This window comes from Pseudomonas silesiensis, from assembly GCF_001661075.1.
In the GTDB taxonomy this organism is placed as follows: Bacteria; Pseudomonadota; Gammaproteobacteria; order Pseudomonadales; family Pseudomonadaceae; genus Aquipseudomonas; species Aquipseudomonas silesiensis.
In genome coordinates this window covers 4627428-4651912 of record NZ_CP014870.1, presented here as the reverse complement: position 1 = coordinate 4651912, position 24485 = coordinate 4627428, and the positions used below count along the sequence as shown (strand labels likewise).

Annotated in this window: 16 protein-coding genes; 5 read left to right on the top strand and 11 right to left on the bottom strand. The window is 61.4% G+C overall.

Translation table 11 applies throughout. From position 1 onward, the window contains the following. Positions 1-6: 6 nt before the first annotated feature. The 7 genes from PMA3_RS20425 to PMA3_RS20395 all read right to left on the bottom strand — a co-directional run bounded on the left by PMA3_RS20425 (position 7) and on the right by PMA3_RS20395 (position 10982). Complete coding sequence (locus tag PMA3_RS20425) at positions 7-2724, bottom strand: nitrate reductase (RefSeq protein ID WP_064678881.1); 2718 nt, start codon at positions 2722-2724, stop codon at positions 7-9. After that, positions 2724-3041, bottom strand: a complete 318-nt coding sequence (gene nirD, locus PMA3_RS20420; protein ID WP_064678880.1) for a nitrite reductase small subunit NirD — start codon at positions 3039-3041, stop codon at positions 2724-2726. Before nirD ends, PMA3_RS20425 begins: the two co-directional genes overlap by 1 nt. Beyond that, entirely contained in the window at positions 3038-5491 is a 2454-nt protein-coding gene (gene nirB / locus PMA3_RS20415; protein WP_064678879.1) for a nitrite reductase large subunit NirB, read from the bottom strand. The genes nirD and nirB overlap by 4 nt, the downstream gene beginning before the upstream one ends. 443 nt (positions 5492-5934) lie before the next feature. Further along, a complete protein-coding gene (locus PMA3_RS20410) occupies positions 5935-7605 on the bottom strand; it encodes a bifunctional protein-serine/threonine kinase/phosphatase (RefSeq protein ID WP_064678878.1) in 1671 nt (556 codons plus the stop codon). A gap of 7 nt (positions 7606-7612) precedes the next feature. Continuing rightward, the gene (locus tag PMA3_RS20405; protein ID WP_064678877.1) at positions 7613-8824 is read right to left on the bottom strand and encodes a nitrate/nitrite transporter; all 1212 of its coding nucleotides are present in this window, start codon (positions 8822-8824) and stop codon (positions 7613-7615) included. 355 nt (positions 8825-9179) lie between these two features. Next, positions 9180-9755, bottom strand: coding sequence for an ANTAR domain-containing response regulator (locus tag PMA3_RS20400; protein WP_064678876.1), 576 nt, complete (start codon positions 9753-9755; stop codon positions 9180-9182). A gap of 15 nt (positions 9756-9770) precedes the next feature. Beyond that, a complete protein-coding gene (locus PMA3_RS20395; RefSeq protein ID WP_064678875.1) occupies positions 9771-10982 on the bottom strand; it encodes a CmpA/NrtA family ABC transporter substrate-binding protein in 1212 nt (403 codons plus the stop codon). 232 nt (positions 10983-11214) lie between these two features. Here PMA3_RS20395 and PMA3_RS20390 point away from each other — a divergent pair, with 232 nt between their 5' ends. Further along, the gene (locus PMA3_RS20390; protein ID WP_064678874.1) at positions 11215-12234 is read left to right on the top strand and encodes a quinone-dependent dihydroorotate dehydrogenase; all 1020 of its coding nucleotides are present in this window, start codon (positions 11215-11217) and stop codon (positions 12232-12234) included. A gap of 377 nt (positions 12235-12611) precedes the next feature. On the opposite strand, the gene rmf is transcribed toward PMA3_RS20390, so the two are convergent. After that, positions 12612-12827: a ribosome modulation factor gene (gene rmf / locus PMA3_RS31000; protein WP_003223300.1), complete on the bottom strand. Its 216-nt coding sequence runs from the start codon at positions 12825-12827 to the stop codon at positions 12612-12614. A 527-nt stretch (positions 12828-13354) separates the two neighbouring features. On the opposite strand from rmf, the gene rlmKL reads away from it, so the two are divergent. Continuing rightward, complete coding sequence (gene rlmKL, locus PMA3_RS20385; protein WP_064678873.1) at positions 13355-15631, top strand: bifunctional 23S rRNA (guanine(2069)-N(7))-methyltransferase RlmK/23S rRNA (guanine(2445)-N(2))-methyltransferase RlmL; 2277 nt, start codon at positions 13355-13357, stop codon at positions 15629-15631. A gap of 140 nt (positions 15632-15771) precedes the next feature. Then, positions 15772-18171 (top strand): sensor domain-containing diguanylate cyclase, encoded by a 2400-nt coding sequence (locus PMA3_RS20380; RefSeq protein ID WP_064678872.1) that lies wholly within the window; start codon positions 15772-15774, stop codon positions 18169-18171. Positions 18172-18298: 127 nt separating this feature from the next. Here the strand turns inward: PMA3_RS20380 and dacB are convergent, their stop codons facing one another. Further along, on the bottom strand, positions 18299-19759 hold the full coding sequence (gene dacB / locus PMA3_RS20375; RefSeq protein ID WP_064678871.1) for a D-alanyl-D-alanine carboxypeptidase/D-alanyl-D-alanine endopeptidase: 1461 nt from the start codon (positions 19757-19759) through the stop codon (positions 18299-18301). A gap of 232 nt (positions 19760-19991) precedes the next feature. Here dacB and PMA3_RS20370 point away from each other — a divergent pair, with 232 nt between their 5' ends. Beyond that, positions 19992-20336 carry a YggL family protein gene (locus tag PMA3_RS20370; protein ID WP_007896965.1) on the top strand — a complete coding sequence of 115 codons (345 nt, stop codon included), beginning with the start codon at positions 19992-19994 and terminating at the stop codon, positions 20334-20336. Between the two features lie 170 nt (positions 20337-20506). Here the strand turns inward: PMA3_RS20370 and PMA3_RS20365 are convergent, their stop codons facing one another. Beyond that, on the bottom strand, positions 20507-21697 hold the full coding sequence (locus PMA3_RS20365; RefSeq protein ID WP_064678870.1) for a benzoate/H(+) symporter BenE family transporter: 1191 nt from the start codon (positions 21695-21697) through the stop codon (positions 20507-20509). Positions 21698-22052: 355 nt separating this feature from the next. Between PMA3_RS20365 and PMA3_RS20360 the strand changes: the two genes are divergently transcribed. Beyond that, positions 22053-22817, top strand: coding sequence for a GntR family transcriptional regulator (locus PMA3_RS20360; RefSeq protein ID WP_064678869.1), 765 nt, complete (start codon positions 22053-22055; stop codon positions 22815-22817). A 344-nt stretch (positions 22818-23161) separates the two neighbouring features. On the opposite strand, the gene guaD is transcribed toward PMA3_RS20360, so the two are convergent. Next, positions 23162-24466 carry a guanine deaminase gene (gene guaD, locus PMA3_RS20355; protein WP_064678868.1) on the bottom strand — a complete coding sequence of 435 codons (1305 nt, stop codon included), beginning with the start codon at positions 24464-24466 and terminating at the stop codon, positions 23162-23164. Positions 24467-24485 lie beyond the last annotated feature (19 nt).

Below are 24485 nucleotides of genomic sequence, written 5' to 3'. Positions count from 1 at the left end.
TTTTCCTCACGAGACAACGGCGACCGGCTGCGCGGTGGCGGCCAGTAAACGCTTGATTTCCGGAACACAGGAGCCGCATTGCGTGCCGCAGCCCAATTCTTGTTTCAGTCCCTGCAAGTCCAGGCCTCGACCGATGCCGGCACAGACCGCGCCTTGGCTGACATTCATGCAGTTGCACAGGGTTTTGCTGCCAACGGTCGATGCGTTGGCCTGGCCTGGTGGTGCGCTCAGCGGGGCGAGCAACCAGCGTCGCAGTTGTTCGTCGGCGCGACCTTCCAGCCACAGGTTTTGCAGCCAGTGCCGGGCCAGGGTTTCGCCCGCCAGGCGAATCGCGGTGATCCGGCCATTCTCGATCCGTACCCGTTTGCCGATGGAGCGCCGAGGATCGTCGTAGGCCAATACCGGACCGTCGTTGAGCGCCAGGCATCGATCGATCTCACGCAACAATTGAGGATCCGGCGCGACGGCGCTGGCAGCGCGTATAAGCAGCGCCGGGCGTTCCCGGCCGGCGATGCTCAGGCTTGTGTAGGAAAATGCCTCACAGAGCGGTCGCAGCGTCTCAAAATGCTGCTGAACATTGCCCTCGATGAGCGCGAACAGTTGCCACGGCAGGTGCACAGGTTCAAGGCGCACGCCGCTGTGCTTCAGTTCCGGTTGTTTCGACAAGGGATCGAACGCCGGTTGGGTCAGCGTATTCACGCCACCCTTGAGGAAACGGTCGCCCCAATGCATCGGCAGAAACGCCTGGCCCGGCCGCACGCTGTCATCGCTGTCGACGGGCACGATCACCGCGCCCCGGCGACTTTTCAGGCTGATCAGGTCTCCCGGTTGCAGGCGATGGCGGCGCAATTCGTCCGGGTGCAGGCTCAACACGGCTTCGCTGACGTGCCCGAACAACTGAGCGGCGGTCCCGGTGCGGCTCATGCCGTGCCATTGGTCGCGGAGACGGCCAGTGATCAGGGTCAGGGGGAAACGCGCATCCCGTTGTTCCTTGGCGGCGCGATAGGGGTCGGCGACAAACTGCGCACGTCCGTTGGCAGTCGGGAAAATGCCGTCCAGGTACAGCCGTGCCGTGCCTTCACTGGCCCCCTCGGGGAAGGGCCATTGCTGTGGGCCGAGACGGTCGATCAGCGCATGGCTGATGCCGGACAGGTCCAGGTCCCGGCCGCGAGTCAGTTGCTTGTATTCATCGAAAATCTGTGAGGGGGTGTCGAATGCAAACAGACTGTCTTGCCCCGGACGCAGATGTTTTTCCAGGCGCTGTGCGAAATCTACGGTGATCGCCCAGTCGGAACGGGTTTCACCGGGTGCGACGATCGCCTGCCGCACGTGGGAGATACGCCGCTCGGAATTGGTCACCGTGCCTTCTTTTTCACCCCAGCTGGCGGCCGGCAGCAGCAGATCGGCGAACGCGGCGGTCTCGGTGGTGCGGAAGGCTTCCTGCAAGACCACGAACGGACAGGCTTGCAGTGCCGCGCGCACGGCGCTCTGGTCCGGCATCGATTGCGCGGGGTTGGTGCAGGCAATCCACAGCGCCTTGATCTTGCCGCTGCGAACCTGTTCGAACAACTCGATGGCGGTGAGCCCGGTCTGTTCCGGCAGTTGATCAACGCCCCAGTAGGCTGCCACTTGCGCACGATGCTCGGCATTGCCGGCTTCGCGATGACCTGGCAGCAGGTTCGACAGGCTGCCGGTTTCCCGTCCGCCCATGGCATTTGGCTGGCCGGTCAGCGAGAAAGGTCCGGCACCGGGGCGACCGATTTGCCCGGTGGCCAGGTGGAGGTTGATCAGTGCGCTGTTTTTTGCGCTGCCGGCGGTGGACTGGTTCAACCCCATGCACCACAACGACAGGAAGCTCGGCGAAGTGCCGACCCATTCGGCACATTGGTGCAGTTGTTCGATGCTGATCCCGCACAGTTGCGAGACCATTTGCGGCGTGTAGTCGCGCACCAGGCTCTTCAGCTCGGGCAGGCCTTGGGTGTGCGCCTTGATGAAATCGCGGTCGACCCAGTCTTCCCACAGCAGCAAGTGCAAAATCCCATGGAACAACGCGACGTCGGTACCAGGAAGTATTGCCAGGTGCAGGTCAGCCAAGTCGCAGGTGTCGGTGCGACGCGGGTCGATGACGATGACTTTCATCTGCGGCCGACGGGATTTGGCTTCTTCCAGGCGACGAAACAGGATCGGATGCGCGTAGGCCATGTTGCTGCCGACGATCATCACGCAGTCGCTCAACTCCAGGTCTTCGTAGTTGCAAGGGGGGGCGTCGGCACCGAGGCTGCGCTTGTAGCCGACCACCGCCGAAGACATGCACAACCGTGAATTGCTGTCGATGTTGTTGGTGCGGACCAGGGCGCGCGCCAGCTTGTTGAAACTGTAGTAATCCTCGGTCAGCAATTGCCCGGAAATGTAGAACGCCACGCTGTCAGGGCCGTGTTCGGCGATGGTCTCGGCGAAGACGCTGGCGGCGTGATCGAGGGCCGTGTCCCAATCGGTGCGGCTGCGGGCCAGGCCTTTGCCCAGGCGCAGTTCGGGGTACAACGCCCGGGCCGCCGGGTCACCGGTCAGGTGCAGGGTCGAGCCCTTGCTGCACAGTTTGCCAAAGTTGGCCGGGTGGGCCGGATCGCCGCTGACGCCGAGGATGCGCTCGCCGTCATGCTCGATCAGCACGCCGCAGCCGACCCCGCAATAACAGCAGGTGGAGGCGGTGATCTGATGGTTCATTAGCTTGCTTCCCGCAGGGACAGCAGCACCCGGCCATTTTCGACCCGTGCCGCATGGTGGTGAGCGCAACCGATGTCCGGTGCCTGGGCTTCGCCGGTTTCCAGGTCGATCTGCCAGTTGTGCAGCGGGCAGGCGACGCGTTTGCCATAGATCAAACCCTGGGACAGCGGGCCGCCCTTGTGCGGGCAGCGGTCGTCGAGGGCGAACACTTCATCGTCGCTGGTACGAAAAATCGCGATGTCGCCTTTCGGGCCGGCGATGATCCGCGAGCCCAGGGCATTGATCTCTTCCAGTGCGCAGATATCCAGCCAGGTCATGCCAGCACCTCCAGGTTCTTCACGGGGATGACCTCGAATTCTTTTTTCAGCAGCGGCTGTTCCAGGCGTTCCTTCCACGGATCCTGTTCGAACGACAGGGAGAATTGCAGGCGCGCATTGAGTGCCTGGCGTCGCTCCGGGTCTTCCAGCACGGCTTTTTTGATGTGTTCCATGCCGACCCGTTGCAGGTAATGCACGGTGCGTTCGAGGTAAAACGCTTCTTCGCGGTAGAGCTGCAGGAAGGCGCCGTTGTATTCGCGCACTTCTTCGGCAGTCTTGAGCTTGACGAAGAACTCGGCGACTTCGGTCTTGATCCCGCCATTGCCGCCGATGTACATCTCCCAGCCCGAGTCCACGCCGATAATTCCGACGTCCTTGATGCCGGCTTCCGAGCAATTGCGTGGGCAACCGGAGACCGCCAGCTTCACCTTGTGCGGTGACCACATGTTGAACAGGTCGTGCTCCAGTTCGATCCCCAGTTGCGTGGAGTTCTGGGTGCCAAAGCGGCAGAACTCGCTGCCGACGCAGGTTTTTACGGTGCGGATGGATTTGCCATAGGCATGGCCGGAAGGCATGTCGAGATCCTTCCAGACCCCAGGCAAGTCTTGCTTCTTGATCCCCAGCAAGTCGATGCGCTGGCCACCGGTGACCTTCACCATCGGCACGTTGTACTTGTCGGCCACGTCGGCGATACGCCGCAGCTCCGAGGGGTTGGTCACTCCGCCCCACATCCGCGGCACCACCGAGTAAGTGCCGTCTTTCTGAATGTTGGCGTGGGCGCGCTCGTTGATCAGACGCGACTGCGGATCATCCTTGGCCTCGCCCGGCCAGGTGGAAATCAGGTAGTAGTTGAGTGCCGGGCGGCAGGTGGCGCAGCCGTTCGGGGTGCGCCAGTTCAGGTAGCTCAGGGTGCCGGCAATGGTCAGCAGATGCTGTTCGCGGATGGCCTGGCGGATTTGTCCGTGGTTGAGGTCGCTGCAGCCGCAGATGGCTTTTTCGCTCTTGGGCTTGACGTCGGCGGCGCCGCCCACGGTGTTGATCAGGATCTGTTCCACCAGGCCGGCGCAGGAGCCGCAGGAGCTGGCGGCCTTGGTGTGCTTCTTGACGTCGTCGACGCTGAACAGCCCGTGCTCTTGAATCGCCTTGACGATGGTGCCTTTGCACACGCCGTTGCAACCGCAGACTTCGGCGGTGTCGGCCATGCTCATAGCTTTGTCTTGGCCCTGATGTCCTACGTCGCCGAGTGCGTTTTCGCCGAACATCAGGTGATCGCGGATCTCGCCAATGGCGTGGTTCTCACGAATCTGCCGGAAATACCAACCACCATCTGCCGTATCGCCGTACAGACAGGCGCCGACCAGCACGTCATCCTTGATCACCAGTTTTTTATAGACCCCGCCGATCGGGTCGGAGAGGGTGATGGTCTCGGTGCCTTCGCCGCCCATGAAGTCGCCGGCGGAAAACAGGTCGATGCCGGTGACTTTCAATTTCGTCGAGGTCACCGAGCCCTTGTACGTGGCGAAACCCAGTTGGGCCAGGTGGTTGGCGCAGACCTTGGCCTGTTCGAACAGCGGCGCCACCAGGCCGTAGGCTATTCCGCGGTGGCTGGCGCATTCGCCGATGGCGTAGACCCGAGGGTCGTAGGTTTGCATCGTATCGTTGACCAGAATCCCGCGGTTGCAGGGGATGCCGGCTTTTTCCGCCAGTTCGGTGCTGGGGCGGATACCGGCGGCCATCACCACCAGGTCGGCGGGGATGATGTCGCCGTTCTTGAATTCCACCGAGCCGACCCGGCCATTACCCGCGTCGTGCAGGGCCTGGGTCTGTTCGCGCAGGCGAAAGTGCAGGCCGCGGCCTTCAAGGGCGGTTTGCAGCAGTTCGCCGCTGGTCTTGTCCAGTTGCCGCTCCAGCAGCCATTCGCCGATGTGCACCACGGTGACATGCATGCCGCGCAGCATCAGGCCGTTCGCGGCTTCCAGGCCGAGCAGGCCGCCGCCGATGACCACGGCGTGCTTGTGGGTCTTGGCGGTGTCGATCATCGCCTGGGTGTCGGCAATGTCGCGGTAGCCGATCACGCCCTGCAAGGTGTTGCCGGGAATCGGCAGGATGAACGGGGTCGAACCGGTGGCGATCAGCAGGCGATCGTATTCGGCTTCGCTGCCGTCTTCGGCAATGACCCGGCGTTTGAGCCGGTCGATTTCCACCACTTTGCGGTTGAGCAGCAGCTTGATGTTGTTTTCCAGGTACCAGTCCAGGTCGTTGAGCACGATCTCTTCGAACGTCTGTTCGCCGGCCAGGACCGGCGACAGCAGGATGCGGTTGTAGTTGGTATGGGGTTCGGCGCCGAAGACCGTGATGTCGTACAGCTCGTTGCTCAGCTTGAGCAGTTCTTCCAGGGTACGAACCCCGGCCATGCCGTTGCCGATCATCACCAGTTTTAGTTTTTTCATCAGGTTCTCCGGGGAGCTCAGACCCGCCTCATCAGGGCTTTGTGGCCTTGCTCGACAAATTTTGCGCAAACAAAAAAAGGCATCCCGCCAGTTGCCTGGCGAGGACGCCTTTGTCCTTGTCCCGTTCTCTCGGGTAGCGCACCCTTCGTCGTTGAAGGCTGGGCTTTATGTCAGTTGGAAGAGGTAATGCAGTGGTTGTGCCAAGTGCCGAAAAGCACGGGTTTTGGGGGTTTTGCGCGGGTTCAGCGATAGTTTCATGCACCGAATTAAGGCGAGGCGCCCGGTTTTAAGGCAGAAGCCCAACGAATTGCAGCCTCGTTCCCCTGTAGGAGCGAGCTCGCTCGCGATGGTCGTGAACGATAATGCGTGAAACCAGATGCCCAGCGGCGCCTTCGGGTTTTTCGCGAGCAAGCTCGCTCCTACAGGGAACGAGGCTGCGATTTCTAGCCACGAAACACCAATACCAGCAGCACCAGATTCACCAGCAATGACACCAACGCCAATGTCCGCCAGACCTTCAGCGGTTCGCGCTCCAGCAAGGGTCTGGGTCGCACGCTCAAGCTGCGCCGCTCGCCCTGTTCCAATAGCAGCAACCATTCTTCCGCCGTCTCAAAGCGCTGATCCGGATCCGCCGCAACGGCGCGGTCCAGGCTTTGTGCGATCCATTCCGGCAGGTCGGGCCGGTAGCGGCTGGCACTGACCGCCACGCCAAATCGCGGTCGCTGGAACGCTTCGATTTCGCCATAGGGATAATGCCCGGTGAGCAGGAAATACAAGGTCACGCCGACGGCATACAAATCCTGTTGCGGCGTCGGCGTGCCCCCGCCAAAGGCTTCGGGCGCGATGTAGCTGGGCGTTCCGGGCAGGGTAGAGGGCTGATCCTCGGACAGGCCGGGGCAGTAGGCGAGGCCGAAGTCCAGCAGGCGCAACTCCCCGTCGTCCCCCAGCAGCAGGTTCTCCGGCTTGATATCGCGATGGAGAATCTGCCGTCGGTGCAGCATCCCCACCGCCCGCAGCAGGCGTTCGGCCAGATCCAGCCATTGGGCCAAGGGCAGCGGTCCGGCTTTCTCCTGCAGTTGCGCCAGGGTGGACCCCGAATACTCACGCATCACGTAGTACAAATGCTGACGCTGGCTGGCGGTGTGGACTTCAGGGAAGTGCCGGCCGGCGACGCGCTTGAGAAACCATTCCTCCGACAGCAACGCTTGTCCGGCCAGGTGGTCGTCGCGCAACGCGCCGGGCAAGGTTTTCAAGAGCCAGGGCTGTTGTTGCCCGTCGCGAACCCGATAGAGCAGCGATTGCTGGCTCTGCCCGAGTATCCCTTCGACCTCCCAGCCTTCGAAAGACTGGCCCGGTTTGAGTGCAGGCGGCAGCGGCCATTGCTGCAAATGAATCAAAGCATCGCCGATACTGGTTTCACCCAGGGCATCGACCCGCACCAGCAAGGCACTGGCATTGTCCTGACTGCCGGCCAGATGCGCGGCGCTGACCAGGGTCTGCGCGGCGCTGGCCAGATCAGGCTGATCGCGCAGGATCGCCGCAATAGCGGTATCACCCAGCACGGCCCAGACACCATCGCTGAGCAACACGAAGCTTTCGTTGACGCGCAATTCGCCATCGAGAAAATCCAGCACCAGGTGCTGATCCAGTCCCAGCGCCCGTTTGAGTACATGCTGCATGCCCGGTTGGTCCCAGACATGATCCTCGCTCACCCGTTGCAAGGTGTCGGCGTGCCAGCGATAGACCCGGCAATCGCCGACATGGGCCAGGGTGAAGCGCCTGCCACGCATGACCAGGGCGCTGACGGTAGTGAGCAAGGGTTGCCCCCCACCGTTGGCTTGCAGCCAGCGATTCTGTGCCAGCAGCAGGCGATCCAGCGCCTGGGCGACACCCCAGGTTTCCGGGGTGGCGTAGTAGTCCAGTGCCAGGGCCTGCAAGGTCGAGCGGGCGGCCAGGCCGCCATCGGCGCACTGGCTCACGCCGTCGGCGATGGCGAACAGATAACCCTTGCTCGCCGCCAGCGCCGGCGTTGGAGTGACCAGGCGCAGGGCGTCCTGGTTCTCCTCGCGAGGGCCGATGGCGCTTGCTTCGGCGAAACTCAATTGCAGGCTCATTCAGCCCTCATACCCGTGCAGCGGTGACGGCAGCCGAACCCCAGGTGGTTCTCCAGCGACGTTTCACCCCGTGCAGGCCGAACCAGGCGAGGACCCCGAGGCTGGCGAACAACCACAGCGCCATCTGATAACTGCCGGTGCTTTGCTTGATCGCGCCCATGCCGGCCGCCAGCGCGAAACCACCGATACCACCGGCCATGCCGATCAAACCGGTCATTACGCCGATCTCCCGACGGAAGCGCTGTGGAACCAACTGGAATACTGCGCCATTGCCCGCACCCAGACCGAGCATGGTGCACACGAACAGTGCCAGGGCGGCATAGGAACTCGGCAGATTGAAACCCACGGCCGCAATGCAGGTCGCGGCCACGGTGTACATCACCAGCAGTGTACGAATCCCGCCGAAACGGTCGGCCAGGGCGCCGCCCAACGGACGCATCAGGCTGCCACCGAACACACAGGCCGCGGTGTAATAACCGGCGGTCACCGGGCTCAGGCCGTATTGGTCGTTGAAGTAGCCGGGCAGGGCGCTGGCCAGGCCGATGAAACCACCGAAGGTTACGCTGTAGAAGAACATGAACCACCAGCTGTCGCGGTCGCCCAAGGCCTTGAAGTAGTCGGAAACGGATTTGGCTTTCGGCCGTTCAGGGGCGTTCTTGGCCAGCCAGGCAAAGGTGATGATAGTCAGGATCAACGGAATCAGGGCGAAGCCGAACACGTTGCTCCAGCCAAACGAAGCAGCGAGGACCGGGGCGATCAGGGCTGCGAGCACAGTGCCGGAGTTACCGGCGCCGGCGATGCCCATGGCTTTGCCTTGATGCTGCGGCGGGTACCACTGCGAGGCCAGCGGCAGTGCAACGGCGAAGGACGCGCCGGCCATGCCGAGGAACAGGCCCAGCAGCAACGCCTGTTCATAACTGTGGATGCCGTGTTTCCAGGCGACGAACAGGGCGCAGATGACGATCACCTGGCCGATCAGCCCGGCGGTCTTGGGCGACAGGCGGTCAGCCAGCAGGCCCATCACAAAGCGCAGGACGGCTCCGGCCAGGATAGGCGTGGCGACGACCAGCCCGCGTTGCTGGGTGGTCAGTTGCAGGTCGGTGGCAATCTGCACGGCGAGCGGGCCTAGCAGGTACCAGACCATGAAGCTCAGGTCGAAGTAGAGGAAGGCCGCGAACAGTGTCGGGGTATGGCCGGATTTCCAGAAGCTTGAATTCATCGCGCACCTCAGCTGTTAGTCGTCTCGAGAAGGAGTCATGAGCTTGCAAGTGGGGCGCCGCATCGGCCGCTCCACCGGCCCCGGGCTGTGGGGCCAAAACAAAAAAACGCCGCCACCCGACTCGCCAGGGGCGAATGGGATGAGCGACGTCTTTGTCGTAGGTGGGGCAACCGCCGTTGGTTACCTGTGGTGATTACCTAGCGAGATCTGTGCCAACACGCTGAGGCCGGGTTGCTGCTGTTCGCGGGCAAGCCTCGCTCCTACGGGATTTGTGTCGTTCACTGTATTGAATTCGACGCCATCCTGTAGGAGCGAGGCTTGCCCGCGAAGGCGCCCTGACAGGCGCCATAAGCCTTCAGCCCAGCAACTCACTCATGGCAATGATCTGCTCCGCCACCTGAATCAGCTTCTGCTGGCGGCTCATGGCCTGGCGGCGCATCAGGGTGTAGGCCTGTTCCTCGTTGCAATCCTTCATCTTCATCAGCAGCCCCTTTGCCAGTTCGATGCGCTTGCGCTCGGCCAGTTGCTGGTCCCGGGCGTGGAGTTGCGCACGCAGGGCCTGGTCGCTTTCGAAGCGCGCCATGGCCACGTCGAGAATCGGCTGCAAGCGTTGTGCGTGAATGCCTTCGACGATGTAGGCACTGACCCCGGACTTGATCGCCCGGCGCATCACGTCAGGGTCATGCTCGTCGGTAAACATCACGATCGGCCGCGGTTGATCGCGGCTCACCAGCACCACTTGCTCCATGACATCGCGGCTCGGTGACTCGGTATCGATCAGGATCACGTCCGGACGCACCGTTTCGACGCGCGCGGGCAAGTCGATGGTCAGGCCCGACTCATCTATTACTTCGAACCCGGCTTCGGTCAGGGCCGCTTTCAGGCGACCGACTTTCTTCGCGGTGTCGTTGATCAGCAGGATTCGCAACATCTATGCAGTCTCCTGTCAGCGGCTGGCGAAAAGCGGTGAGCTGTCGCTCATGGCATGCAGCTTGAAACTGCGGGCATAGCCGGCAGGGTCCGAGCCGTCCCAGACCTTGCCGTCGATCAACTGGCTGCTGCGCATCGACTGACTCCCGGCGGCGACCCCGACTGCGGAGGCGGCCTCTGAATACAAGTCTAGTTGCTGCACCTGACGCGCCACGGCGAGGTAGTCCGGATCGTCACGCAACAAACCCCAGCGGCGAAACTGGGTCATGAACCACATGCCATCGGACAAGTAAGGCACGTTGACCTCGCCAGCGCCGTGCAAGCGCAGAGCGTGCGGGTCCTGCCAGCGATGGCCCAGGCCATCGGCATAGTCGCCGAGCAAGCGCGGTTCGATGCAGTCGAGCGGAGCGTCCAGGTATTGCGCTGCGCTGAGCAATTGAGCGGTGCTGCGGCGATTCTCGGTGCTGGCTTCGATGAAGCGGCTGGCCTCCAGGATCGCCATCACCAGCGCCCTGGCGGTGTTGGGGTATTGCTCGACAAAGGTGCGGGTGCAGCCGAGGACTTTTTCCGGGTGATCGGGCCAGATGGTCTGGGTCGTCGCCAGGGTAAAACCGAGATTCTGCTTCACCGCACTGGCGGACCAGGGTTCGCCGACGCAGAAACCGTCGATACGGCCCGCTTGCAGGTGCGCGACCATTTGCGGCGGCGGCACCACGACGCTGTCGACGTCGTGCAACGGATGGATGCCCTGGCTGGCCAGCCAGTAATACAGCCACATGGCGTGGGTGCCGGTGGGAAACGTCTGGGCGAAGGTCAGTTTTGGGCGACTTTGGTGCACGTGCCGCTCCAGTGCTTCAGGACTGGTCACGCCAAGGGCCTGCAAGCCATGGGACAGGTTGATGCTCTGGCCGTTCTGGTTCAGGCCCATCAACACGGCCATGTCGTTCGCGGCCACGCCGCCTATCCCTAAATGAACCGCATAAATCAAGCCGTACAAGCTGTGAGCGGCGTCGAGTTCACCACTGACCAGTTTGTCTCGCAGATTGGCCCACGACGACTGACGCTTGAGGTTCAGGGTCAGGCCATAGGGCTGGGCGAAACCCTGGGTGGCCGCGACCACCAGCGAAGCGCAGTCGCTCAGGGCCATGAAACCGAGGTTGATTTCGGTCTTTTCCGGGGCATCGCTGCCGTGGACCCAGGCCAGTGGGGAGGCTGGAATTTCAATCATGGGCAAACACCTTCCATAAAAAAAGCGCCGTACCGGCTGCTTGCCCGAGCAAGGCCAGGTGACGACGCCTTTGTCTTTCGACCCATCCCGCCGTTGGCATGGGTGCTGATTGCCAGTGACGGTGCAAGGCATATGCCATCGCCGGCTGTTTTTGCGGCGTGCCTCGCCTGCACCCCCGATGCCCGGCTATAATCGCCGCCTCATTTCGCCGCCAATCGAGTCAAAGCCGCCCATGTACAACCTGGCCCGTCAGCTGTTGTTCCAACTTTCCCCGGAAACCTCCCACGATCTGTCCCTGGACCTGATCGGCGCGGGCGGGCGTTTGGGCCTCAACGGCTTGCTGTGCAAGGCGCCGGCGAAAATGCCGGTGACCGTCATGGGCCTGGAATTCCCGAATCCGGTGGGGCTGGCAGCCGGTCTGGACAAGAATGGCGCGGCCATCGACGGTTTTGCCCAACTGGGTTTCGGCTTTGTCGAAATCGGCACCATCACCCCGCGTCCGCAACCGGGCAACCCGAAGCCTCGGATCTTCCGTCTGCCCGAAGCCGAGGCGATCATCAATCGCATGGGTTTCAACAACCTCGGCGTCGATCACCTGTTGGCCCGTGTGGCAGCGGCCAAGTACAAGGGTGTGCTGGGGATCAATATCGGCAAGAACTTCGATACCCCGGTCGAGCGTGCCGTCGATGACTACCTGATCTGCCTGGACAAGGTCTACGCCCACGCCAGCTATGTGACAGTCAACGTCAGCTCGCCGAACACCCCGGGCTTGCGCAGCCTGCAGTTCGGTGACTCGCTCAAGCAGCTGCTGGCCGACCTGGCCACGCGTCGGGCGGAACTGGCGTTGCGTCACGGCAAGCACGTCCCGTTGGCCATCAAGATTGCACCGGACATGACCGACGAAGAAACCGTCCAGGTCGCGCAAGCGTTGATCGAAACGGGGATGGACGCGGTCATCGCCACCAACACCACCCTGAGCCGTGTCGGCGTCGAAGGCATGGAATACGGTGACGAGGCGGGCGGCCTGTCCGGCGCACCGGTTCGCGAGAAGAGCACCCACACGGTGAAAGTGCTGGCGGCGGAACTGGCCGGTCGTTTGCCGATCATTGCCGTGGGCGGCATCACCGAAGGCAAACATGCGGCGGAGAAAATCGCGGCAGGAGCGAGCCTGGTGCAGCTGTATTCCGGCTTCATCTATAAGGGCCCGGCGTTGATTCGCGAGTCCGTGGACGCCATAGCAGCCCTGCGCTGATCCCTTGTAGGAGCGAGGCTCGCCCGCGAACCAGGCGCCGCAGTGTATCTGTCGCACCGCGTTATCGTTCTTCGCCGGCAAGCCTGGCTCCTACAGGCGAACCAGGCGCCGCGGTGTATCTGTTGTACCGCGTTATCGTTCTTCGCCGGCAAGCCTGGCTCCTACAGGCGAACCAGGCGCCGCGGTGTATCTGTTGTACCGCGTTAGCGTTCTTCGCCGGCAAGCCTGGCTCCTACAGGGGATGGTGTCCGACAGTCGATGGCATAAAAAAGGGCTCCTCGAGGGAGCCCCTGGGCCGAAGCCCGCCGCCCGGATGGGGCGTGCGTGGTAAGTCGTTACGTAATCAGATTGTCGTGTCGGAGTGTTGTGCCCTGTGTCTAGCCGACGGCGTGAAGTTCGTTGAGTCTGTGGATTCCCGCAGTGCCGGTCATACCGTCCCAGTTGTCGCCGCGTCCTTCTCGCCAGCCGTTAATCCAGGCTTGGCGTACCGACGGTAGAGTAAATGGGCAAAGCTCACGGGATTTGCCACCAACGCCATATTGATATCCGCGCAAAAATGCTCTTTCCAACGGATCACGCTTAAGTCTTCTCATAGGGTGTTGCCCTCACTTGTTGACTGTATGTATCGCGTTGACCTCAATCGAGGTCTGGCAGAAAAATTCTGCCGTTGGGGCTCGCTGCCGGCGTCGCGAGCCAAGGTGTTGACGCCGTTGCGACGTCAACCTGTGTTGAGTTCTAACCAATGCGTCACATCGAGGGAATGATCGTTTTGTCATAAGGACGTAACGATAAAGATGGTAAAGCGATAAGTAACACGATGTTTGTCCGCCGTTGTTGGACCAAACCCCGGTATGATGAGCCCTGCGCTAGATGATGGGATTAATCCTTTGCTGAGAATAGCTCGCGTTACCGCAGCCATTATTCGACGAAGGGTCGCTTTATGACATTTTGTTGCTTCAACTTTTTTATCTACCTGTGCATCTAAGCTCTTTGATCGGAGCAGCACGGGTGGGACGGCACACCTTCGTGCCACGCGGGCGTTCTTTTAGAAAAGCGCCTGATTGAAAACCGGGCCGGCAATGCGTTGCCGGTCCACTCAGCTAAAGGTTCTGGAATTCCCATGTCCGATCGTTTCGAACTCTTCCTCACTTGCCCCAAAGGCCTTGAAGGCCTGCTCATCGAGGAAGCCGTCGGGCTTGGCCTTGAAGAAGCGCGTGAGCACACTTCTGCCGTGCGTGGCATGGCCACCATGGAAACCGCCTATCGCCTGTGCCTGTGGTCGCGTCTGGCGAACCGGGTGCTGCTGGTGCTCAAGCGGTTCCCGATGAAGGATGCCGAAGACCTCTACCACGGTGTGCTCGATATCGAGTGGCAAGACCACATGCTCAATGACGGCACCCTCGCCGTCGAGTTCAGCGGTCACGGCTCGGGCATCGACAACACCCACTTCGGCGCGCTGAAGGTCAAGGATGCCATCGTCGATAAACTGCGTACCCCCCAGGGCGACCGTCCATCCATCGACAAGCTCAACCCGGACCTGCGCATTCACCTGCGCCTGGATCGCGGCGAAGCGATTCTCTCCCTCGACCTGTCCGGCCACAGCCTGCACCAGCGCGGCTATCGCCTGCAGCAAGGTGCGGCACCGCTGAAGGAAAACCTCGCGGCGGCGATCCTGATCCGTTCGGGCTGGCCACGAATTGCTGCCGACGGCGGCGCCCTGGCTGACCCGATGTGCGGTGTCGGTACCTTCCTGGTGGAAGCAGCGATGATCGCCGCCGACATGGCGCCGAACTTGCGCCGTGAACAGTGGGGCTTCACCGCATGGCTCGGTCACGTGCCAGCGCTGTGGAAAAAACTTCACGAAGAAGCCACTGAGCGTTGCGCGGCCGGCCTGGCCAAACCACCGCTGTGGATTCGCGGTTACGAAGCCGACCCGCGCCTGATTCAACCGGGCCGCAACAACGTCGAGCGCGCAGGGCTGAGCGAGTGGATCAAGATCTACCAGGGCGAAGTGGGGACGTTCGAGCCGCGCCCTGACCAGAACCAGAAAGGCCTGGTCATCTGCAACCCGCCGTACGGCGAACGTCTGGGTGACGAGGCGAGCTTGCTCTACCTGTACCAGAACCTCGGCGAACGTCTGCGTCAGGCTTGCCTGAACTGGGAGGCCGCAGTCTTCACCGGCGCCCCGGACCTGGGCAAGCGCATGGGTATTCGCAGCCACAAACAGTATTCATTCTGGAACGGCGCCCTGCCGTGCAAATTGTTGCTGATCAAGGTCACGCCAGACCAGTTCGTCACCGGTGAACGCCGTACCCCGGAACAGCGCCAGATCGAGCGCGAACAAGTTCAAGCCGAAATCGAAGTCGCCGGCAACGATGTGGTGCCGGGCAAGTACGAGAAGTACAACAAGAACGGCAACCCGATCAAACCGGCGCCGGTGGTGATCGAGCAACCGCGCCTGAGCGAAGGCGGGCAGATGTTCGCCAATCGCCTGCAAAAGAACCTCAAGGCTCTGGGCAAGTGGGTCAAGCGTGAAGGCATCGACTGCTATCGCGTGTATGACGCCGACATGCCGGAATACTCCATGGCCATCGACCTGTATCAGGATTGGGTCCACGTCCAGGAATACGCCGCACCGAAATCCATCGATCCGGAAAAAGCCTCGGCACGGATGTTCGATGCCCTGGCGGCCATTCCGCAGGCGTTGAACATCGACAAGAACCGCGTGGTGGTCAAGCGTCGCGAGCGTCAGAGCGGCACTAAGCAGTACGAGCGCCAGGCGGCCCAGGGCAAGTTCGTCGAGGTCAACGAAGGCGGTGTGAAGCTGCTGGTCAACCTCACCGACTACCTCGACACCGGGCTGTTCCTCGACCACCGGCCGATGCGCATGCGAATCCAGAAAGAGGCGGCCGGCAAGCGCTTCCTCAACCTGTATTGCTACACCGCGACCGCCAGTGTCCATGCGGCCAAGGGCGGTGCGCGCACCACTACCAGCGTCGACTTGTCGAAAACTTACCTGGACTGGGCGCGTCGCAACCTGTCGCTCAATGGCTTTTCCGACAAGAACCGGCTGGAGCAGGGCGACGTGATGGCCTGGCTCGACGCCTGCCGTGACGAATACGACCTGATCTTCATCGACCCGCCGACCTTCTCCAACTCCAAGCGCATGGAAGGCATCTTCGACGTGCAACGGGACCAGGTGCAACTGATCGACCTGGCCATGGCGCGGCTGGCACCGGGCGGAGTGTTGTACTTCTCCAACAACTTCCGAAAATTCACCCTGGAGGAGAACCTTGCCGAGCGTTACGCGGTCGAGGAAATCACCGCCCAGACCATTGATCCGGATTTCGCCCGTAATGGCAAGATCCACCGCGCCTGGAAAATAACGGCTCGTTGACGGTTAAAATAATTGGATCCACAGAGCCTTGATTTTTAAAGGCTCTTGGTTTCCTGCAATACTGGTGAAATTAGTGGCTAATAGCTATAACTCAAGGTAGCCAATGGGCTTTCCCGCACCTGGCGTTTTGAGTTGCAGCTATGTCGTTGAACGCCGTGCGCCCAAAGATCCTCGGGTTTATCAGTGAAGACGTCTCGGCCTGGCTGGTCGCGCTACTGGTGTTGCTCGTCGGCGGGATTCTCACGGGGTTGCTGGCCTGGTCGACGCTGAATCTGTTTCACCAGCAATTGCGGCAACGTTTCCAATTGCTGGCCAGTGAACGTTACAGCCGTATCGAGGAGCGTTTCGAAGATCAGGAGCAACGCCTCGATGGCGTGCGCCGGTTCTTTGCCAATTCCAACTCGGTGTCGCGTCAGGAATTCGACGGTTACACCCAACCTCTACTTCATCGAACCCAGGCGTACTCGTTCGCTCGGCGGGTGAGCCACGCCGAACGGCCGGAATTCGAACGTCAGGTGCGCGAGGAAGGACTGCCTGATTTCACCATCCGTGACCTGATGCCCAACGGTCAGCTGCAACTGGCGGCTGAACGGGATGAGTACGTGCCGGTCCTCTTCAGTCAGACCCACACCACAATCGGTTCGCCACTGGGCTTTGACTTGCTGGCCCAACCGTTGCGCCGTGCCACGCTTGAGCGTGCGGACGCGTCGGGTGACATGGCGGTGTCGCAGCCGCTGCATCTGATCAGTACCGAACCGTCCTATGCGCGCGGAGTGCTGTTGGTGGCGCCGGTGATATCGCGCAGCAGTCCGGGCGCGGCTGCGGCAAAACCCTACGGCTATGTGATGGCGGTCATCAGCATGCGCCAGTTGCTGGCGGACGGGTTGCCCGAAGCGGACCGTGATTATCTCTCGGTGCGTATCCTCGACTTGTCCAATGGCGATCAGCACGAAGTGCTGTTCGAATCCCTCAATACGCCTGCTACCAGCGAATTATCGGCGTCCCGGTTACTGCGAATGGCCGACCACGACTATCAAATCGACATACTGCCCAGCGAGGCCTTTATGAAGGCCAACCATTCTTCGGTGACCAGCCTGGTGGTGCTGGGCAGTTTGCTCAGTGTGTTGCTCAGTGCCTTGCTTTACGTGCTGGTCAGCCAGCGTCAGCGGGCGTTGAAAACGGTCGAACAGCGCACACAGGAACTGCGTGCCCGCGACCAGGAACTGCGCGGCACCCATGGCCAGTTGCGCGGTGTGCTGGACGCCGCGACGCAGGTAGCGATCATCGCCACCGACCTGCGCGGCGTCATCAGCACGTTCAATGCCGGTGCGGAACAAATGCTTGGCTACACCAGCGCGCAAGCGGTGGGCCATATGACCCTGGAAAACCTGCACCTGCCTCGGGAGCTCATTGCGCGCTCGGCGGAGTTGAGCGCGCGTTATGGCAAGCCGATCCCGACCTGCCAGGCGATGCTGGTCGAGGGCGGTGAAGAGGGCGGTCACGAAGCGCGGGAGTGGACGCTGCTGCGCAGCGATGGCAGCCATCTGACGGTTAACATGCTGGCCACGCCCGTGCTCGATGAGCAAGGCCTGTGGGTCGGTCACCTGGCAATCTGCATCGACATCACCGAGCGCAAACGGGTCCACGAAGCCTTGGCGGCTCGGGATTTGTTACTGAAGAAACTCAGCGCCCACGTGCCCGGCGGTATCTACCAGATCAAGATGGAGTTCGACGGGCGCTTCAGTGTGATTTACGCCAGCGACGGTATCCGTGAGATCTATGAGCTGGAACCCGAGGTGTTGTTGCTCAATGCCGAAGCGATGTTCACCCGGATTCATCCCCAGGACACGACCCGGATCCGCGCCTCGATCCGGGCGTCGGCAGACAACCTCAGCCCGTGGCGTGAAGAGTACCGCGTGCAATTGCCCATGCGCGGCCTGCGCTGGGTGCGTGGCGAGGCGACCCCGGAAGAACTGCCCGGCGGCGGTGTGCTCTGGCATGGCTACATCTCGGACATTACCGACCTGAAACGGGTCGAGGAAGAGTTGCGGGCACTGTCGGTCACGGACTCCCTGACCGGAATCCACAATCGCCGCTATTTCCAGGAACGCTTGACCACCGAAATGGCTCGGGTCGAGCGCGGTGGCGGCGAATTGTCGGTGATCATGCTCGATATCGACCATTTCAAGCGCATCAATGACCACCATGGTCACGCGGTGGGCGATCGGGTGTTGCAGGCGGTCTGCGAGCGCATCGGCCATCGGCTGCGGCGTTCTGACGTGTTCTGTCGCCTGGGTGGCGAGGAGTTCATGGTGCTCTGCCCGGATATCGACGGCAAACAGGCCCATGTATTGGCGCTGGAGTTGTGGCAAGGGTTGCGCAATTCGCCGATCGACGAGGTGGGGATCGTCACCGCGAGTTTCGGGATTGCCAGCTGGCGGGTCGGGGAGGGGGCGGACGGGTTGCTGCTGCGGGCGGATTCCGGGGTTTATGCGGCGAAACAGGCGGGCCGGGACCGGGTTGAGAGCGAGATGGACTAAAGCTGTACGCATAGCCCCCTGTAGGAGCGAGGCTTGCCCGCGAAGAACGATAATGCGGTTCAACTGATAAACCGCGCCGTCTGCTTCGCGGGCAAGCCTCGCTCCTACAGGGGATCTGTGGTGTCTGTTAGAGCACCGAAGCCGTTTCCGGCTGTTTTGGCTGGCGATACAGGTCCAGCAGTACCTGGTCCAGCACCGAGGAAGCGCCAAACGGTGCCTTGTCGTTGAGGATCGCCACCACCGCCCAGGTATTGCCGTTGATGTCGCGGCTGTAGCCGGAGATCGCCCGTACCGTGTTCAGTGTGCCGGTCTTGACGTGGGCCTCACCGCGCATCGCGGTGGTCTTCAAGCGTTTGCGCATCGTGCCGTCGGTGCCGGCAATCGGCATCGAGCTGATGAACTCGGCGGAATACGGGCTGCGCCATGCGGCTTGCAACATTGCCGCCATTTCCCGCGCGCTCACACGCTCTGCACGGGACAGGCCGGAACCGTTCTCCATCACCAGGTGCGGCGCGGTGATGCCTTTCTTCGCCAGCCACTGACGCACGACACGTTGAGCCGCCTTGGCGTCGTCACCGTCGGCGTCAGTGCGGAATTTCTGGCCCAGGCTCAGGAACAGCTGCTGGGCCATGGTGTTGTTACTGTATTTGTTGATGTCGCGGATGATTTCCGCCAGGTCCGGCGAGAAGGCGCGGGCCAGGACCTTGGCGTTTTTCGGCGTTGCCGCCAGCACATCCTTGCCCTGGATGCTGCCGCCCAACTCCTTCCAGATCGCCCGCACCGCACCGGCGGTGTAGGTCGCGTGGTCGAGCAGCGACAGGTAAGTCTGGGAACTGCAGCCATCGCCCAGTTGGCCGCCGACGGTCACGGTCACGCTGCCGTCGGCCTGGGTGACCGGGTTGTACCGGACGCCCCCGGTGCATTGCTTGGAATTGATCGCCTTGACCTGGTTTTCGATGCGAATGCTGGCGATCGGCGGCTCCACCGACACCAGTACCCGGCCATTGTCGTTGCGCGCGACAAAACGCAGGGCCTTGAGGTTGACCAGCAGCGAGTCGGGCTTGACCAGGAACGGCTTGTTTTCGTCATTGCCGTCGTCGTTGAACTCGGGCAGTTGCGGCTGCGTGAAGAAGTTGCGGTCCAGCACCAGGTCGCCGGTGACTTGCGTCACGCCGTTGGCGCGCAGGTCGCGCATCAGCAACCAGAGTTTTTCCATGTTCAGCTTGGGGTCGCCACCACCCTTGAGGTAGAGGTTGCCGTTGAGGATACCGCCGCTGAGGGTACCGTCGGTGTAGAACTCGGTTTTCCACTGATGGTTCGGGCCGAGCATTTCCAGGGCCGCGTAAGTGGTGACCAGCTTCATGGTCGAGGCCGGATTGACCGAGACGTCAGCGTTGTAAATGGTCGGGATGCCAGGGCCGTTGAGCGGGATCATCACCAGCGACAGGGCGCTGTTGGGCATTTTGCTCGCCTTGATGGCCTTTTCGACGTTGGGTGACAGGCCGGTGTTGATCGGCGCGGCGGAAGCAGAGAAGGCCAGGGGAAACAGTAAACCGGCCAGCAGCAATGGGCGCAAAGACTTGATCATGTGCAATAAAACCCTACAGCCGAGGGGAAAAAGACGAGGGCATGAAAATGAATTCCCTCAGTGGTCATAAAAGTGTCGGCATTATGCCCCAAGGTGTAGCGGCTTGTGCCGTGCGCTGTCCTGCAAATCCGCTATTTTTTACCGACGGTAGGCCTGGCGCCGCCGAGAGACGGGCAATCGGCGGCTTAAACTGCTAAAGTGCCGCCCGTTATTACTTATGAGGATTGTTCCAATGGCGACTAACCGTTCCCAGCGTCTGCGCAAAAAACTGTGCGTCGATGAATTTCAAGAGCTGGGTTTCGAGCTGAACCTGGATTTCAAAGAAGATTTGGCTGATGAAGCCATTGATGCTTTCCTCGACGCATTCCTCAAAGAAGCCATGGAAGCCAACGGTCTGGGCTATGTTGGCGGCGACGACTTCGGTCTGGTTTGCCTGCAGAAGCGTGGCTCGGTGTCCGAAGAGCAGCGTGCCGCTGTCGAAGCCTGGCTCAAGGGCCGCAGCGAACTGACGGAAGCGACCGTCAGCCCGCTGATCGACGTCTGGTACCCGGAAAAGCCGATCAATCCGGTAGCTTGATGTCATGAAAAACGGCGACCCGAGGGTCGCCGTTTTTTTATGCCTGCTCTTTGTAGGCGCTTGGCTTGGCCTGCGATGTCGATCTCGGGAATGCCTTCGCGGGCAAGCCTCGCTCCTACAGGTTCAGCGTGTAGCCCTTGTAGGAGCGAGGCTTGCCCGCGAAGGGGCCCTCAGGCTTTACGCCAGTTCAGAATTACCAACGTCAACACCCCCGCCACAATCCCCCAGAACGCCGACCCGATGGAAAACAGCGTCAAGCCCGACGCCGTGACCATGAAGGTGATCAGCGCCGCTTCCCGTTCCTGCACTTGCGCCATGGCAATGCTCAGGCCATTGATGATCGAGCCGAACAGCGCCAGCGCGGCAATCGACAGCACCAGCTCTTTAGGCAATGCGGCAAACAGCGCCGCCAGCGTCGCGCCGAACACCCCCGCGATGCCGTAGAAAATCCCGCACCAGACAGCTGCCGTGTAGCGCTTGTGACGATCCTCATGGGCATGGGGCCCGGTGCAGATCGCCGCGCTGATGGCCGCCAGGTTGATCCCGTGCGAGCCGAAGGGGGCCAGCAGCAACGAGGCAATGCCGGTGGTGGTGATCAATGGCGAGGCCGGCACCGTGTAACCGTCGGCGCGCAACACGGCGATGCCCGGCATGTTCTGCGACGTCATCGCCACCACGAACAGCGGGATGCCGATGCTGATGGTCGCGGCCAGGGAGAAGTGCGGCGTGGTCCAGACTGGCGTCGCCAGTTCCAGATGGAAACCGCTGAAATCCAGCAACCCCATCAAGCCCGACAGCCCTGTGCCGATCAGCAATGCCGCCAGTACCGCATAACGCGGGGACAGGCGCTTGACCAGCAGATAAGTGAAGAACATGCCCAGCACCAGCGAGGTGCGATGTTGCGCGGCGACGAAGATTTCGCTGCCGATCTTGAACAGAATCCCGGCCAGCAAGGCCGCGGCCAAGGAGGCCGGGATCCTTTTCACCAGGCGCTCGAAGCTGCCGGTCAACCCGCAGGCCGTCACCAACACCGCGCAAGTGATGTAGGCGCCGATGGCTTCGCCGTAGCTCACGCCGCCCAGGCTGGTGATCAGCAAGGCCGCGCCGGGGGTCGACCAGGCGATGGTAATGGGCGTGCGATAACGCAGCGACAGGCCGATCGAGCACACCGCCATGCCGATCGAAATCGCCCAGATCCACGATGAAATCTGCCCACTGCTCAGGCCCGCCGCTTGCCCGGCCTGGAACATCAGCACCAGGGAGCTGGTGTAGCCGGTCATCATCGCGATGAAGCCGGCGACGATGGCCGAGGGTGAGGTGTCGGCCAGGGGGCGAAGCTGCGTGTGCGTGGCGTCGGTCATGACAGCGGTGTTCCTTATACGTTTGAATATATCCGCAACACCGCAATCCTCTGTAGGAGCGAGGCTTACCCGCGAAGAACGATAATGCGGTTCAACTGATAAACCGCACCGTCTGCTTCGCGGGCAAGTCTCGCTCCTACAGGGGATCGCCTACGCGGCGGATTCTGCGATCAAGCCTAAACTCAAACGTAATGGACCGTTGCAATACAGCAAAGGCGACAAACAGCCGTACAGTCGTGTTGCCACCGGCCATTGTGTACAATCGCAGTGTTTTTTAAGCGATACTTGCCAGTGACCCACTGTGCCGTATTACAGTCACGGTCAATTCGCCGCCGTTCTACCGACTCGAGTGCCCATGAACGAACAGTTGCAGCCCCTAAAGAAACAACCGCGCGCAGGCAAAGCCGGCCGCAGCGGTACCCAGGACGATATTGTCTACGCGCATATCTTCGAGGCCATCCTCGAACAGCGTCTGGCGCCCGGCACCAAGTTGAGCGAAGAAGCGCTGGGGGAAATTTTCGGGGTCAGTCGCACCATCATTCGCCGTGCGCTGTCGCGCCTGGCCCATGAAGGCGTCGTGCTGCTGCGTCCGAACCGCGGCGCTGTCGTCGCCAGCCCGAGTGTCGAAGAAGCCCGCCAGGTGTTCCTGGCCCGGCGTCTGGTGGAACGCGCGATCACTGAACTGGCCGTGCAGCACGCCACCGCCGAGCAGATCGCCGAATTGCGCCAGATGGTCGACGACGAGCGCGACAGCTTCTCCCGTGGTGATCGGGGGGCTGGTATCCGTCTGTCGGGCGAGTTCCACCTGAAGTTGGCCGAAGCGGCGAAGAATGCCCCCTTGATCAGCTTCCAGCGCAGCCTGGTGTCGCAGACTTCGCTGATCATCGCCCAGTATGAAAGCGGCAACCGTTCCCACTGCTCCTACGACGAACACACCCAGCTGATCAATGCCATCGAGGCACGCAACGCTGAGCTGGCGGTGAACTTGATGATGCATCACATGAATCACATCGACAGCAAGCTCAACCTTGACGAGGAAAGTGCGTCGGATGATTTGCATGCGGTGTTCTCGCATTTGTTGCAGACCAAGAAGCCGGGGCGGCCTGCGGCCAAGCTGTAGGAGCGAGCTTGCTCCGGGCGGCGTTCCGACGAAGGTCGTTAACGATTACGCGTGAAGCCTGACCCCCCGTGGCGTCCTCAAGCCCATCGCGAGCAAGCTCGCTCCCACAGGGTTTTGTGTTGAATGCAGATCTTGCAAACACAGGGATCCGGGTTGAATGCAGGTCTTGCAAACAATGGAGATCAACTGTGGGAGCGAGCTTGCTCGCGAAGGTCGTTAACGATTACGCGTGAAGCCTGACCCCCCGTGGCGTTCTCAAGCCCATCGCGAGCAAGCTCGCTCCCAAAGCATAAAAAATCCCCCGCAACCAAAGATTGCGGGGGATTTTTTATGCCCGAAATAACCTACCGCTGATGCACCTGATTCCCCGCCGCATAAGTCTGCAACACAGTCCGGTCATCCCCCAGCGTCATCAACACAAACAACGTCTCGGCAATGTTGTTGGCCTGCTTCAAGCGATAGCTCAACAGCGGCGTGGCGTTGTAATCCAGTACCAGGAAGTCCGCATCGGTGCCCGGTTGCAGGGTGCCGATCTTGTCTTCCAGGCGCAGCGCACGCGCCCCACCGAGGGTGGCCAGGTACAGCGATTTGAACGGGCTCAACCGTGCACCTTGCATCTGCATGACCTTGTACGCTTCGTTCAACGTTTGCAGCAGCGAGAAACTGGTGCCGCCGCCGACGTCCGTGCCCAAACCGACATTGAGCTTGTGCTTTTCGGCCATCGGCAGGTTGAACAGGCCACTGCCGAGGAAGAAGTTCGAAGTCGGGCAGAAGGCGATGGCCGAGCCGGTTTCGGCCAGGCGGGCGCACTCGTCGTCGCACAGGTGCACGCCGTGGGCGAACACCGAGCGCTCACCCAGCAACTGGTAGTGATCGTATACGTCCAGGTAACCCTTGCGCTCCGGGAACAGCGCCTTGACCCACTCGACTTCCTTGAGGTTTTCGCTGATGTGGGTCTGCATGTACAGATCCGGGTATTCACTCAGCAACTGGCCGGCGAGGGTCAGTTGCTCCGGGGTGCTGGTCGGGGCAAAACGCGGTGTGACCGCATAGTGCAGACGACCCTTGCCGTGCCAGCGCTCGATCAGCGCCTTGCTTTGCACATAGCTGGATTCAGCGGTATCGGTCAGGTAGTCCGGTGCGTTGCGATCCATCATCACCTTGCCGGCGATCATCCGCAGGTCCAGTTGTTCGGCCGCCTCGAAGAACGAGTTCACCGATTGCGGATGCACGCTGCCGAACACCAGCGCGGTGGTGGTGCCGTTGCGCAGCAGTTCCTTGATGAAAATGCCAGCGACTTCATCGGCGTGGGCCTTGTCGGCGAACTGGCTTTCGCAGGGGAAGGTGTAGGTGTTGAGCCAGTCCAGCAGTTGCTCGCCGTAGGCGCCGACCATGCCGGTTTGCGGCAGGTGGATGTGGGTGTCGATGAAGCCCGGGGTGATCAGCGCATCCTGGTAATGGGTGATCTCGATGTCGGCCGGCAGGATCGGCAGCAGTTCGCTGGCGTGACCAAGGGCGCTGATCTTACCGTTATCGATCACCAGCAGACCGTCTTCAAAATACTCATAAGAGGCTTCGATCCCCACTTCGGCGGGATCGGCGATGCTGTGCAGAATGGCGGCACGGTAGGCTTTGCGAGTCAGAGGCATGGTGGTTCTCTATTTATGA

Bases quoted from the DNA above. Each gene is read 5' to 3' on its own strand.
- PMA3_RS20425 (WP_064678881.1), bottom strand. From the start codon at position 2,724: ATGAACCATCAGATCACCGCCTCCACCTGCTGTTATTGCGGGGTCGGC.
- nirD (WP_064678880.1), bottom strand. From the start codon at position 3,041: ATGACCTGGCTGGATATCTGCGCACTGGAAGAGATCAATGCCCTGGGC.
- nirB (WP_064678879.1), bottom strand. From the start codon at position 5,491: ATGAAAAAACTAAAACTGGTGATGATCGGCAACGGCATGGCCGGGGTT.
- PMA3_RS20410 (WP_064678878.1), bottom strand. From the start codon at position 7,605: ATGAGCCTGCAATTGAGTTTCGCCGAAGCAAGCGCCATCGGCCCTCGC.
- PMA3_RS20405 (WP_064678877.1), bottom strand. From the start codon at position 8,824: ATGAATTCAAGCTTCTGGAAATCCGGCCATACCCCGACACTGTTCGCG.
- PMA3_RS20400 (WP_064678876.1), bottom strand. From the start codon at position 9,755: ATGTTGCGAATCCTGCTGATCAACGACACCGCGAAGAAAGTCGGTCGC.
- PMA3_RS20395 (WP_064678875.1), bottom strand. From the start codon at position 10,982: ATGATTGAAATTCCAGCCTCCCCACTGGCCTGGGTCCACGGCAGCGAT.
- PMA3_RS20390 (WP_064678874.1), top strand. From the start codon at position 11,215: ATGTACAACCTGGCCCGTCAGCTGTTGTTCCAACTTTCCCCGGAAACC.
- rmf (WP_003223300.1), bottom strand. From the start codon at position 12,827: ATGAGAAGACTTAAGCGTGATCCGTTGGAAAGAGCATTTTTGCGCGGA.
- rlmKL (WP_064678873.1), top strand. From the start codon at position 13,355: ATGTCCGATCGTTTCGAACTCTTCCTCACTTGCCCCAAAGGCCTTGAA.
- PMA3_RS20380 (WP_064678872.1), top strand. From the start codon at position 15,772: ATGTCGTTGAACGCCGTGCGCCCAAAGATCCTCGGGTTTATCAGTGAA.
- dacB (WP_064678871.1), bottom strand. From the start codon at position 19,759: ATGATCAAGTCTTTGCGCCCATTGCTGCTGGCCGGTTTACTGTTTCCC.
- PMA3_RS20370 (WP_007896965.1), top strand. From the start codon at position 19,992: ATGGCGACTAACCGTTCCCAGCGTCTGCGCAAAAAACTGTGCGTCGAT.
- PMA3_RS20365 (WP_064678870.1), bottom strand. From the start codon at position 21,697: ATGACCGACGCCACGCACACGCAGCTTCGCCCCCTGGCCGACACCTCA.
- PMA3_RS20360 (WP_064678869.1), top strand. From the start codon at position 22,053: ATGAACGAACAGTTGCAGCCCCTAAAGAAACAACCGCGCGCAGGCAAA.
- guaD (WP_064678868.1), bottom strand. From the start codon at position 24,466: ATGCCTCTGACTCGCAAAGCCTACCGTGCCGCCATTCTGCACAGCATC.